This window comes from Acinetobacter sp. MB5 (assembly GCF_003261585.1).
Taxonomy (GTDB): domain Bacteria; phylum Pseudomonadota; class Gammaproteobacteria; order Pseudomonadales; family Moraxellaceae; genus Acinetobacter.
In genome coordinates this window covers 35,042-47,719 of sequence record NZ_POVU01000015.1, presented here as the reverse complement: position 1 = coordinate 47,719, position 12,678 = coordinate 35,042, and the positions used below count along the sequence as shown (strand labels likewise).

The following is a 12,678-nucleotide window of genomic DNA, read 5'->3' as shown; positions in this document are numbered from 1 at the left end:
GCATTATGATGATTTTGACTGACAAAAAGCCACGTGTGAATGTTGAAGGAATTTTGACTGCGGACGAAATTCACGAAATTGAACATCACATTGGTCATTATCCATACCCACGCGCGGCATCACTAGATGCTTTAAAGTGCGTACAACGCCGTAATGGTTGGGTGGATGATGCGCAATTAAATGCAATTGCTCAGCTACTCACAATCAGCGTTGCTGATTTAGAGGGAGTAGCGACATTCTATAACCGTATCTATCGTCAACCTGTAGGTCGCCACGTCATTTTACTTTGTGACTCGATTGCATGTTTCTTGATGGGTGCTGAAACGCTTGCTGAAGCATTCCAGCGTGAACTCGGCATTCAGTTTGGACAAACCACGGCAGATGACCGTTTTACTTTATTGCCGATTTGTTGCTTAGGTAACTGCGATAAAGGCCCAACCTTGATGATTGATGAAGATACTCATGGATTGGTTGAAGTGACTTCAATCAAACAGTTATTGGAGAAGTATGTATGAATACTGAACCAAAACCAATTTATGGCGACGGTAACCCAGAAACGCATCCATTGACTTGGCGCTTAAGCAAACAAGAACATGTGCGTAATGCGGATGACTACGAAGCGCTTGAAGGTTATGCAGGCTTTAAAAAAGCGATTACCATGCCACCGAAAGATGTGCTGGAAGTCATTAAAGCAGCGACTGTCAAAGGGCGTGGTGGTGCAGGTTTCCCAGCAGGGATTAAATGGTCATTGATGGCACCCAATGATGGTGGCCCTCGTTACCTGATCTGTAATGCCGATGAGATGGAACCAGGTACGTTTAAAGACCGTCTGTTGATGGAAAAACTGCCTCATCAGTTGATCGAAGGTATGCTGATTGCAGCATATACCTTGGAAGCGACTCAAGGTTATATCTTTATTCGTGGCGAATACATCGAAGCTGCACAATACCTGAACGAAGCCTTAGAACAAGTTCGTGCCAAAGGTTATTTGGGTGACAACATTCTAGATACAGGCTGGAATTTCGAGCTGTATGTGCACACTGGTGCAGGACGTTATATCTGCGGTGAAGAAACTGCATTGATTAACTCTCTAGAAGGTCGCCGTGCGAATCCTCGTACTAAACCACCATTCCCGCAAGTTGCAGGTGCTTGGGGTCGTCCAACGATTGTCAACAACGTTGAGACTTACAACAACTTGCCAGCAATTTTATTGCGCGGCCCAGAATGGTACATCGGTTTATCAGCAGGCAAGTCGAAAGATCCTGGTACGAAAATCTATGGTGCATCTGGTAAGGTGACTTTCCCAGGTCTTTGGGAATTGCCATTTGGTACAACTGCACGTGAAGTGATTGAAGATTACGCAGGTGGTATGCGTGATGGTCTTAAACTGAAAGCATGGTTACCAGGTGGTGCATCGACTGACTTCTTGGCGGCAGAGCATATCGATCTTCCAATGGATGCTGAAAGCATCATGAAAGCAGGTTCACGTTTAGGAACATGTTTGCTGATGGTGGTCGATGAAACTCAATGTATGGTTTCAGCAACACGTAACCTAGAAGAATTCTTTGCGCGTGAATCATGTGGCTGGTGTACACCTTGCCGTGATGGTTTACCTTGGGCAGTGAAAGCGCTTAAAGCACTTGAGAATGGTGAAGGCAAGAAAGAAGATATCGATCACTTACAAGAACTGACTCGTAAGCTTTGGATTGGTAAAACATTCTGTGCTCACGCACCAGGTGCGATGGAACCATTGATGGGCGCACTCAAACATTTCCGTGGCGAATTTGAAGCGAAAGTCGTAAATGCTGCCGCTCAAAATCGTGACGTTGCACAAGCTTAAGGGAATTCGACTATGGCTACTATTCATGTCGATGGAAAACAGTATGAAGTCAATGGCTCAGAGAACTTGCTGCAAGCATGTTTGTCTCTCGGTATTGATATTCCATATTTTTGCTGGCATCCATCCTTAGGTTCTGTTGGTTCTTGCCGTCAATGTGCGGTAACTCAGTATGCAAATCCTGAGGATACACGCGGACGTCTTGTGATGTCTTGTATGACGCCTGCTTCCGACAATACCTACATTTCAATCGAAGACAAAGAAGCGGTGAATTTCCGTGAGTCTGTGGTTGAATTCTTAATGACGAACCACCCACACGACTGCCCAGTCTGTGAAGAAGGTGGTCACTGTCATTTACAAGATATGACTGTGATGACTGGTCACGACCGTCGTCGCTACCGTTTCACCAAGCGTACGCACTACAACCAAGAATTGGGTTCGTTTATTGCACATGAAATGAACCGTTGTATCGCGTGCTACCGCTGTGTTCGTTACTATAAAGACTATGCGGGTGGTACGGACTTTGGTGTTTATGCCAATGCATCACGTGTGTATTTCGGTCGTCCAGAATCAGGGACTTTGGAATCTGAATTCTCTGGTAACTTGACTGAAGTCTGTCCGACAGGTGTATTTACCGATAAAACTCACTCAGCACGTTATAACCGTAAGTGGGACATGCAGTATGCGCCTAGCGTATGCCAAGGCTGTTCTTCTGGCTGTAACATCTCTCCAGGTGAGCGTTATGGTGAATTACGTCGTGTAGAAAACCGTTTCAACGGTGATGTGAACCAATACTTCTTGTGTGACAAAGGTCGTTTCGGTACAGGTTATGTCAACCGTGAAGATCGTCCTCGTCAGCCACAATTACGCAATCAAGCTGAAGTAACCACTATTTCAGTGGATCAAGCACTTGATACTGTCATTGCGAAAGTGCAAGGCAAAAAAGTCTTGGGTATCGGTTCTCCACGTGCCAGCCTTGAATCTAACTACGCACTTCGCGAGTTGGTTGGTCAAGACAGCTATTCAACAGGGATGACGCAAAAAGAGCAGTCATTGGTTGAACTTGCTGCATCGATCATGCAAACCGAAGGCATTTATAACCCAACTTTACGTGAGGTTGAAAGTTATGATGCGGTGCTGATTTTAGGTGAAGACTTAACGCAAACTGCGCCACGTATGGCATTGTCTGTTCGCCAAGCTGCGAAAAACAAAGCCAAACAAATGGCAGCAGATCGCCGTACGCCAGACTGGTTAGCTGAACCTGTTGCACGTATTGGTCAAGATGAAAAATCTCCGATTTATATCTTGGCAGCAACACAAACGCGTTTAGCTGATGTTGCGACGGGTGAAGTGGTTGCTTCTCCGAATGATATCGCACGTCTTGGCTTTGCCGTTGCGGCAGCAGTGAATGGTGAAACTGTTCTTGGTCTAGATGACGATGCTAAAGCATTTGCGCAAACCATTGCAGATACACTAAAAGCAGCGAAAAAACCATTGGTGATTGCAGGTACAAGCCTACAAGATCCAGCGGTTATGGAAGCTGCAGCACAGTTGACTCAAAACTTGGGTGCAACAGCAGGTTTAACTTTAGTTGTTCCTGAAGTGAACTCAATGGGTCTTGCACTGTTTGGTGGTTTAAGCCTAGAGCAAGCATTTGCACAAGACTATGACACTGTAGTGATCGTTGAAAATGATCTGTTCCGTCGTCTACCTGCAACTCAAGTTCAGGCAGCTTTGGCGAAAGCGCAAGATGTGATTGTGCTTGATCATAGCGAAACTGAAACCGTGAAAGCAGCGAACATTGTATTGTCAGCAGCAAGCTTTGCTGAAGGTGATGGTACGGTGGTGAGCCAAGAAGGTCGTGCACAACGTTTCTATCAAGTTTACGATCCAAGCTACTACAAACCAGAATACGCGATTAAAGAATCATGGCGCTGGTTACATGCAATTGAAACGGGTCTGCGCGGTAAAGCGATTGACTGGACATTGCTGGATGACGTGATTGAATCTGTCGTGAAAAATGTTCCTGTTCTTGAAGCAATTCAAGATGTTGCACCAGATGCAGGTTACCGTGTTCATGGCTTGAAAATTGCGCGTGAACCACGTCGTTACTCTGGTCGTACAGCATTGCGTGCACCGATTTCTGTGCATGAACCAAAACAGCCTGTTGACGTTGACTCAGCATTAACATTCTCAATGGAAGGTTATGTTGGTCCGCAAAAAGCAGCATCATTGGTTCCATTTGCATGGGCACCAGGTTGGAACTCACCACAGTCTTGGAACAAATACCAAGATGAAGTGGGTGGTCACTTGAAAGGCGGTGACGCAGGTATTCGTTTATTTGATCGTTTACCAAAACGTCCAGCACGTAGCTATGTTGCTCCATCGGTAGTTCTGGCGAATCCAGATAGCTTCCGTTTGGTTCCAATGCATCATATTTTTGCTTCAGGTGAATTCACCATTAAAACACCTGCAATGGAATCGCGTATTCCTGATGCTGTGTTTGCAGTGGGTGAACAAGATGCATCTCGTTTAAATGTTCAAGATGGTCAAAAAATTACCGTAAAAGCAGGGGAAACCAGCATTAGCTTACCAGTGCAAGTGATTGAATACTTGCCAACAGGCTACATTGGTTATCCAATTGGTTTAGCGCCAACAGTATCTTTGGCTGAACCTGTTGCTGTGTCGGTAGGAGTGTAATCATGCACGAAAATTTACGCGCTCTACCTGTATGGGCAACAGATTGGCCAATCGCCTATACGGTTGTGCAAGCAATTCTGATTTTGTTAGTCGTTGTCATTTTTGCAGCGCTGATGTCATTTGTTGAACGTCGTCTTTTAGGTTTGTGGCAAGACCGTTACGGTCCAAACCGTGTAGGTCCTTTTGGTTCACTCCAAATCGTTGCCGACATGCTTAAAATCATGTTCAAAGAAGACTGGACACCAAAGTTTGCAGATAAATTGACTTTCCGTTTAGCACCTGCTGTCGCAATGGCGACAGCTGTGCTGTCTTTCATGGTGATTCCTGTTAGCCCATTTATGGGTGTCGCAGACATGAGCATCGGCTTATTGTTCTTTATGGCAATGGCGGGTATTGCGGTTTATGCCGTGTTATTTGGTGGTTGGTCTTCAAACAACAAATATGCCTTACTCGGTGCTTTACGTTCTTCTGCACAAACCATTTCTTATGAAGTGTTCTTGGGTATTTCCTTGATGGGTGTGGTTGCAATTGCGGGCTCATTCAACATGCGTGAGATTGTTGAATCACAACGCGATATGTGGAATATCATTCCTCAGTTTATCGGCTTTTTGGTATTTGTGGTTGCTGGTGTTGCGGTGACTCACCGTCACCCATTCGACCAACCTGAAGCAGAGCAAGAATTGTCAGAAGGTTACCATGTTGAATACGGCGGTATGAAATGGGGGATGTTCTTCGTTGCTGAATACGTGAACATTATCTTAATTTCAGCATTGATCGTCACGTTATTCTTCGGTGGATGGCTTGCACCATTTAACTTGGATATTCCATTTATTCCAGCAGGTTTCTGGTTCATTATCAAAACTGCTTTCTTTGTCATGATGTTCATCTTGGCACGTGGTGCGTTAATTCGTCCTCGTTATGACCAAGTGATGAACTTCGGATGGAAAATCTGCTTGCCATTGGCATTGGTTAACTTAGTGGTAACTGGTGCTGTCATTCTATTGAAGCATGCGGCCTAAGACAGCAGGGAGAACATCATGTTTAAAATTCTAGCTGGTGTCGGGTCTGTCGTTCGCTCGTTGTGGATGGTGTTTAGCCACGCAACGCGCAAACGTGACACCATTTTATATCCAGAAGTACCTGCTGAGCAGATCGTACCACCACGTTACCGTGGTCGTATTGTTCTGACACGCGACCCAGATGGCGAAGAGCGCTGTGTTGCATGTAACTTGTGTGCGGTTGCTTGCCCTGTAGGTTGTATTTCATTACAAAAAGCAGAAAAAGAAGATGGTCGTTGGTATCCGGAGTTTTTCCGTATTAACTTCTCACGTTGTATCTTCTGCGGTATGTGTGAAGAAGCATGTCCTACGACTGCAATTCAGTTAACTCCAGACTTCGAGTTAGGTGAATATGTGCGTCAGGATTTGGTTTACGAAAAAGAAAACTTACTGATTTCTGGTCCAGGCAAATACCCTGATTACAACTTCTATCGTGTAACAGGTATGGCAATTAACGGTAAAGAAAAAGGACAAGCGCAAAGAGAAAGCGCACCTGTCGATGTACGGAGCTTATTACCATGATGTGGCCATTTTATTTAATGGCTCTTGTGGCCATCGTTTCTACGGTTCGTGTAGTCACTAACGCGAACCCTGTACATGCGTTATTGAACCTTATTATTTCATTACTTGCTGTTGCGGGTATTTTCATGATCGTAGGCGCACCTTTTGCAGGTGCGCTTGAGGTGATCGTGTATGCCGGTGCAATTATGGTTTTGTTCGTATTCGTGGTGATGATGCTGAACTTGGGTCAGCACACGGTTGAACAAGAACGTAAATGGTTGACCTCAGATGCTTGGGCAGTACCTGCATTGTTAAGCTTTTTATTGGGCTTAACTCTTGTGTGGATGATCGGTAGCGATTACACACCAGCAGGTGCCTTACTGGGCAAAACAATGGTTGGACCTAAAGCAGTGGGTCAAGCGTTATTTACCCAATATTTATTGTTGGTTGAAATTGCCGCAATGCTATTGCTCGCAGCACTTGTTGCAGCATTCCATTTAGGTAAACGTGAACCAAGTGAAGAGGAATAAGACTAATGGGTAACATCCCTTTGGAACACGGTTTGATTGTGGCAACCGTTCTTTTTGCACTTGGGTTTTACGGTGTAATGGTGCGTCGCAACTTTCTATTTATTTTGATGAGTCTTGAGATCATGATGAACGCCGCTGCATTAGCATTCGTGCTTGCTGGTAGCGTTTGGGGTCAAGCTGATGGTCAGATTATGTTTATCTTAATTTTGACTTTGGCAGCTGCCGAGGCTTGTATTGGTCTAGCGATCGTCCTTCAGTTTTATCATCGCTTCCATCATTTGGATGTGGATGCTGCGAGTGAGATGCGCGGATGAGTTATTTATACTTAACAATCTTATTTCCGCTAATCGGCTTTATTTTATTAGCGGCGGGTCGCGATAAACTTTCTGAAAATATTGCTGCGCTGATTGGCGTAGGCTCAGTGGGTCTGTCTGCTTTATTTGCCTTAATTGCTGGCTTAGAGTTTGTGAACAGCGGTTCAACTGCTGTAGTACAACATTTATGGATATGGTTTAGCGTTGGTACGTTAGCACCAGAAGTAAGCTTACATCTTGATGGTTTGTCATTGCTCATGATGGGCATGATCACAGGTGTTGGTTTCCTGATCCATATCTTTGCATCTTGGTATATGCGTGGCGAAGACGGCTATGCACGCTTCTTCTCTTACTTCAACCTGTTCGTTGCGAGCATGTTGGTGTTGGTGCTTGGCGATAACCTTGCGTTATTGTTCTTGGGCTGGGAAGGTGTTGGTCTGTGCTCATACTTATTGATTGGTTTTTATTATTCAAATCCAGACAATGGTTGGGCTGCAATCAAAGCATTTACCGTTACACGTGTGGGTGACGTTTTCTTATTGATCGCGTTATTCTTGCTTTATCAAGAATTTGGCACTTTGCATATTGCAACGATTGTGGCAAATGCACACCTTGTTCTTGCAGGTAATCACTCACTTGCGATCTGGACAGCATTAATGTTGTTCTTGGGTGCTGCGGGTAAATCTGCACAGATTCCATTGCAAACTTGGTTAGCCGATGCGATGGCAGGTCCGACACCTGTTTCTGCATTGATCCATGCTGCAACCATGGTAACAGCAGGTGTGTACTTAACTTGCCGTGTGCATACTGTATTTGAAATGGCACCTGAAATCATGCAGTTCATCTCTGTAACAGGTGCGATTACACTATTGGTTGCTGGTTTTGCTGCATTGGTTCAAACCGATATCAAACGTATCTTGGCTTACTCAACCATGAGTCAGCTCGGTTATATGTTTATGGCAGTCGGTGCTGAAGCTTACCAAGCGGGTCTATTCCACATGTTGGCTCACGCATTCTTCAAGGCATTATTATTCTTGTCTTCTGGTGCAGTGATCTTGGCTTGTCATCACGAACAAAACATCTTCAAGATGGGTGGTCTCTGGAAAAAGATTCCATTCGTATTTGCATGTTTCGTTGTGGGTGGTGGTGCATTAGCAGCGATTCCATTCGTGACCGTGGGCTTCTTCTCTAAAGATGCGATCTTGGGTGAAGTTTATGCACATGGCATGTTGGCAAATCTTCCACTTTATAACTGCTTGTACTGGGCAGGTGTTGCGGGTGCCTTCTTAACTTCAATTTATACATTCCGTTTAATCTGGGTTGTATTCTTTGGTGAAGAAAAAACACATGCACACGAAATCAAAGGTGTTACCTACTGGGGACCATTATCAATTCTGTTGGTATTGTCTACAGCAGTAGGTGCATTGCTTAAAGCGCCAGTTGAAAAATTATTGACGTCTGCAAACATTCCAGCATTTGAAATTCCTGAAAATATTGAAGGATTGATTCACGGTGCAGAACATACAGCAGCAGGAATCGCGATCGGCGGTTTGGTTGTAGGTGTGGTGCTATTTGCGTTTGCTTATGGTGCTGTTAAAGCATTTGCTCAAACCTCATTGGGTGCAGGCATTGCTCACATTTGGCGTAATGCATTCGGTTTCGATGCTTTATATAACCTCATTTTTGTACAACCTTATTTACTGATCGCTAAGATTTTAGGTCGTGATCCAATTGATCGTTTGTGGCTTGTATTGCCAGCACTTGTAAAAGGCGGCAACAAATTTACAAGTTCACGTCAAACGGGTTCATTGCGTGAATATGCATCAAGTATGTCACTCGGTATTGTGGTGTTACTGATGATCCTGATCGTTGTTCAGGTAGTGGGGAAATAAAATGGAAAACAATTTAATTTTACCCGCGCTGATTCTCGTTCCATTCATTGCAGGTTTTATGTGTTGGTTGGTTGATAAAGTCGATCAACACCTTCCACGTTGGATTGCTTTAATCGGGATGATCATTACTCTCGGTTTAACCATCAGTTTGTGGAGTAGTGGTAACTACCATTATGAACTTGGTGCTCAGGCACCAACCTTTGCAGCACAGTTTTATGTGCCTTGGATTACATCTTTAGGGATTAGTATCCATCTTGCTCTAGATGGCTTGTCATTGCTCATGGTCGGTTTAACCGCACTTTTGGGTATTTTGGCAGTTGGTTGTTCTTGGGGTGAAATCCAAAAGAATGTTGGTTTCTTCCACCTTAACTTACTTTGGAGTTTAGGTGGTGTTATCGGTGTGTTCCTTGCGATCGACATGTTCCTGTTCTTCTTCTTCTGGGAGATGATGCTGGTGCCAATCTATTTCTTGATTGCACTTTGGGGACATAGCGGTGCGGATGGTAAATCACGTGTTTACGCGGCAACCAAATTCTTTATCTATACTCAAGTTTCAGGCTTGATCATGTTGATTGGTATTCTCGGACTCGTAGTCTGGGGCTACATCATGACCAATGGCGTGATTAACTTTGACTATAACTTCCTGTTGGCTGTTGCAAATCACTTACCACCAAGCTATGCATACGGCTTTATGTTGTGTATGTTCATTGGTTTTGCAGTGAAACTTCCTGTATTTCCATTACATGGCTGGTTACCAGATGCGCATGCTCAAGCGCCTACAGCAGGTTCTGTGGACTTGGCAGGTATCTTGATTAAAACAGCAGCATACGGTTTGCTTCGTTTTGTCATTCCATTCTTCCCTGCAGCTTCAGCGCAGTTCGCTGATATTGCAATCATCTTTGGTTTGATTGGTGTTTTCTACGGTGCATGGTGTGCTTACCAACAAACCGATATGAAACGTTTGTTGGCTTATAGTTCTATTTCACACATGGGCGTTGTACTCCTTGCAATCTATGCAGGCAACATCATCACTTATCAAGGTTTGATGATTATGATGTTGGCACACGGTTTATGTTCTGCTGCATTGTTCATCATGTGCGGTCAGATTTATGAACGTTTGCATACACGTGACATGCGCTTGATGGGTGGTATGCGTGGTCAATTCCGCTATTTACCATTCTTCTTGATGTTCTTTATTTCTGCATTGGTTGGTATTCCTGGTTTAGGTAACTTTATCGGTGAATTCCTGATCATGATGGGTGCATTTGGTAAGTATCCAACATTTACGATCATTGCTGCGATCAGCTTGGTATTTGCTGGTCTTTACGGCTTGATTTTGATTCATCGTGCATTGTTTGGTACTCCAAACGAAGAACACAAACAGCATTATGCAAACCCACTGAAAGATTTATCTGCACGTGAGCTTGTGATTCTAATGATCTGTGTGATTGGTCTAGTGTGGCTTGGTGTGTTCCCACAAACCTTCCTTGATGTGTCTAACTCAAGTATGCAGTGGTTAGCGAATAGCTATATTCCTGTTCATAATGGCGTAGATGTGATGCAACAAGCAATCAGCCAACTTGATAATGTGGAGATCCAATAAGTCATGAACTTCACAACCCAATTTTCAGATATTATGCCACTTGCACCAGTCATGATTGTCGGTTTGACAATCGTGCTGGTCATGATTTTTACGGCAATCAAGCGTAATCATAATCTGATTGCAACGACATCAGTGATTGGCTTGAACCTAGCAGCATTCAATATCATTTTACAAATGATGAATGGTCACTTCCGACCAGCGAATGTGATGAACATGTTTATGGTTGATCCATTTACCATGCTTTATCAATTGCTGATTCTAGTTTCGGCTTTGGCATGCTGCACGTTGTCTCATGCGTATATTGAAACGTACAAAGACAACCGTGAAGAATTGTACTTGCTCTTACTATCTTCTGTTGCTGGCGCAATGTTGATGGTTGCAAGTTCTCACTATGCATCATTCTTCATTAGCTTGGAGTTGATGTCGGTTCCTGTGTATGGTCTTTTGGCTTATACCCACGAGCGTGAGAAATCATTGGAAGCAGGGATGAAATACCTTGTGTTGTCAGCAACAGCATCTGCAATGTTGTTGATGGGTATGGCATATATTTATGCTTATACAGGCACATTGTCATTCTATGCTGGCTTTGGCTCTTTGTTGCAAATGGTGAAAATGGGCAACCCAATGGTTATTTTGGGTATTGGTCTCATTATTTTCGCAATTTCGTTCAAACTGTCTTTGGCGCCATTCCACAAATGGACACCAGACGTTTACCAAGGTGCTCCAGCACCAATGGCAACGTTCTTGGCAACAGCGGCTAAAGTTGCAACCATTGGTTTGTTTGTCCGTTATTTGCTTGCAGCAGGCGCGTTGATTCCATCAATTAGCTTGATCATCAGCATTATTGCGGTGCTTTCAATCATTGTTGGTAACTTGCTTGCAGTGCGTCAGGTTAACCTTAAACGTGTACTTGCATATTCATCAATTGCACACTTTGGTTACTTATTGGTTGCATTCGTTAGCAAAAACTATTTCAGCCTCGACAGCGTGAATATGTATGTGATTGCGTATGTATTGACGACGATTGGTGCGTTTGGTGTTGTGACTCTTATGTCTAGCCCATACAACAACCTAGATGAAGCTGAAAGCGTTGCTGATTACCGTGGTTTGTTCTGGCGTCGTCCTGTATTGACTGCAACATTAACTGTGATGTTACTGTCTTTGGCAGGTATTCCATTGACTGCAGGCTTTATCGGTAAGTTCATGGTGATCAAAGCTGCTGTAGATGCAGGTCACTGGTTCTTGGCTGCTATGATCATTGTGGGTAGTGGTATCGGTTTGTACTACTATTTACGCGTTATGGTTGTGATGTACCTTACACCACCAGAAACTCCACGTATTGACGCTGAAAAGCATTGGGGTCAAAAAGTGGGTGGTATCATGGTGCTTGGTGCAGCAGCATTAGTATTGTTGATCGGTGTTTACCCAGATCCTGTACTTAAAATTTCTGCAATGTCTCAAGTTCTTGCGCCAATCCAGCAAGTATTGTTTAACCACTAAGTTTTAATTTAGCGGTTTAAAAAAGCTCTCATTCATGAGGGCTTTTTTATTTCTGACCGAAAAGGGATATACTAGGCACAATTAAATTTGTCAGGTGTTCTTTCCGTGCCTATCCAAGAAATTCGTCACCCACTAATTCGCCATAAACTTGGTTTATTACGCCGTGCCGAGATCAGTACCAAAAATTTCCGTGAACTTGCGCAAGAAGTCACAATGTTATTGACTTACGAAGCAACGAAAGATTTGCCAGTGGTTGATCATGAAATTCAAGGTTGGGCAGGTGATGTCACTACTCAGCGTATTGCGGGTAAGAAAATCACAATCGTACCAATTCTACGTGCAGGGATTGGTATGCTGGATGGCGTACTCAATCTGATTCCAAGTGCTAAGGTGAGTGTTCTAGGTCTTGAGCGCGATGAAGAAACGCTTCAGGCACGCACCTATTACAAAAAATTAGTTCCAGATGTGGCGAACCGTATTGCCATGATTATCGATCCGATGTTGGCAACAGGAAGTTCTTTAGTTGCCGCGATTGATGTATTAAAAGCTAGCGGCTGTAAAGATATTCGTGTGATGGTTCTGGTTGCTGCACCAGAAGGAATTGCAAAAGTCGAAGAATTGCATCCAGATGTCCGTATATTTACAGCATCAATTGATGATGGTTTAAATGAAAATGGTTACATCGTTCCAGGACTTGGCGATGCTGGCGATAAAATTTTTGGTAGTGTACAAAAAGACTAATG

At 43.9% G+C, this 12,678-nt stretch carries 11 protein-coding genes; all 11 read left to right on the top strand.

What is annotated here, in order from left to right; translation table 11 throughout:
- Positions 1 to 5 precede the first annotated feature (5 nt).
- The 11 genes from nuoE to upp all read left to right on the top strand — a co-directional run bounded on the left by nuoE (position 6) and on the right by upp (position 12,676).
- Positions 6 to 515 (top strand): NADH-quinone oxidoreductase subunit NuoE, encoded by a 510-nt coding sequence (nuoE, locus tag C1A47_RS14120; RefSeq protein ID WP_111895662.1) that lies wholly within the window; start codon positions 6 to 8, stop codon positions 513 to 515.
- Positions 512 to 1,840, top strand: coding sequence for an NADH-quinone oxidoreductase subunit NuoF (nuoF, locus tag C1A47_RS14115; protein WP_111895661.1), 1,329 nt, complete (start codon positions 512 to 514; stop codon positions 1,838 to 1,840). The genes nuoE and nuoF overlap by 4 nt, the downstream gene beginning before the upstream one ends.
- A gap of 12 nt (positions 1,841 to 1,852) precedes the next feature.
- Entirely contained in the window at positions 1,853 to 4,537 is a 2,685-nt protein-coding gene (gene nuoG, locus C1A47_RS14110; protein WP_111895660.1) for an NADH-quinone oxidoreductase subunit NuoG, read from the top strand.
- A 2-nt stretch (positions 4,538 to 4,539) separates the two neighbouring features.
- On the top strand, positions 4,540 to 5,556 hold the full coding sequence (gene nuoH / locus C1A47_RS14105) for an NADH-quinone oxidoreductase subunit NuoH (protein ID WP_111895659.1): 1,017 nt from the start codon (positions 4,540 to 4,542) through the stop codon (positions 5,554 to 5,556).
- A gap of 18 nt (positions 5,557 to 5,574) precedes the next feature.
- The gene (nuoI, locus tag C1A47_RS14100) at positions 5,575 to 6,117 is read left to right on the top strand and encodes an NADH-quinone oxidoreductase subunit NuoI (protein WP_111895658.1); all 543 of its coding nucleotides are present in this window, start codon (positions 5,575 to 5,577) and stop codon (positions 6,115 to 6,117) included.
- The gene (nuoJ, locus tag C1A47_RS14095; RefSeq protein ID WP_171294396.1) at positions 6,117 to 6,626 is read left to right on the top strand and encodes an NADH-quinone oxidoreductase subunit J; all 510 of its coding nucleotides are present in this window, start codon (positions 6,117 to 6,119) and stop codon (positions 6,624 to 6,626) included. The genes nuoI and nuoJ overlap by 1 nt, the downstream gene beginning before the upstream one ends.
- Positions 6,627 to 6,631: 5 nt before the next feature.
- Positions 6,632 to 6,940 (top strand): NADH-quinone oxidoreductase subunit NuoK, encoded by a 309-nt coding sequence (gene nuoK / locus C1A47_RS14090; protein ID WP_004750668.1) that lies wholly within the window; start codon positions 6,632 to 6,634, stop codon positions 6,938 to 6,940.
- Complete coding sequence (gene nuoL / locus C1A47_RS14085) at positions 6,937 to 8,832, top strand: NADH-quinone oxidoreductase subunit L (RefSeq protein WP_111895656.1); 1,896 nt, start codon at positions 6,937 to 6,939, stop codon at positions 8,830 to 8,832. The genes nuoK and nuoL overlap by 4 nt, the downstream gene beginning before the upstream one ends.
- Position 8,833: 1 nt before the next feature.
- Positions 8,834 to 10,435: an NADH-quinone oxidoreductase subunit M gene (gene nuoM / locus C1A47_RS14080; RefSeq protein WP_111895655.1), complete on the top strand. Its 1,602-nt coding sequence runs from the start codon at positions 8,834 to 8,836 to the stop codon at positions 10,433 to 10,435.
- 3 nt (positions 10,436 to 10,438) lie between these two features.
- The gene (gene nuoN / locus C1A47_RS14075) at positions 10,439 to 11,935 is read left to right on the top strand and encodes an NADH-quinone oxidoreductase subunit NuoN (RefSeq protein ID WP_111895654.1); all 1,497 of its coding nucleotides are present in this window, start codon (positions 10,439 to 10,441) and stop codon (positions 11,933 to 11,935) included.
- A 105-nt stretch (positions 11,936 to 12,040) separates the two neighbouring features.
- Positions 12,041 to 12,676: a uracil phosphoribosyltransferase gene (gene upp / locus C1A47_RS14070; protein WP_111895653.1), complete on the top strand. Its 636-nt coding sequence runs from the start codon at positions 12,041 to 12,043 to the stop codon at positions 12,674 to 12,676.
- The last annotated feature ends 2 nt before the right edge of the window (positions 12,677 to 12,678 follow it).

Bases quoted from the DNA above. Each gene is read 5' to 3' on its own strand.
- nuoE (WP_111895662.1), top strand. From the start codon at position 6: ATGATGATTTTGACTGACAAAAAGCCACGTGTGAATGTTGAAGGAATT.
- nuoF (WP_111895661.1), top strand. From the start codon at position 512: ATGAATACTGAACCAAAACCAATTTATGGCGACGGTAACCCAGAAACG.
- nuoG (WP_111895660.1), top strand. From the start codon at position 1,853: ATGGCTACTATTCATGTCGATGGAAAACAGTATGAAGTCAATGGCTCA.
- nuoH (WP_111895659.1), top strand. From the start codon at position 4,540: ATGCACGAAAATTTACGCGCTCTACCTGTATGGGCAACAGATTGGCCA.
- nuoI (WP_111895658.1), top strand. From the start codon at position 5,575: ATGTTTAAAATTCTAGCTGGTGTCGGGTCTGTCGTTCGCTCGTTGTGG.
- nuoJ (WP_171294396.1), top strand. From the start codon at position 6,117: ATGTGGCCATTTTATTTAATGGCTCTTGTGGCCATCGTTTCTACGGTT.
- nuoK (WP_004750668.1), top strand. From the start codon at position 6,632: ATGGGTAACATCCCTTTGGAACACGGTTTGATTGTGGCAACCGTTCTT.
- nuoL (WP_111895656.1), top strand. From the start codon at position 6,937: ATGAGTTATTTATACTTAACAATCTTATTTCCGCTAATCGGCTTTATT.
- nuoM (WP_111895655.1), top strand. From the start codon at position 8,834: ATGGAAAACAATTTAATTTTACCCGCGCTGATTCTCGTTCCATTCATT.
- nuoN (WP_111895654.1), top strand. From the start codon at position 10,439: ATGAACTTCACAACCCAATTTTCAGATATTATGCCACTTGCACCAGTC.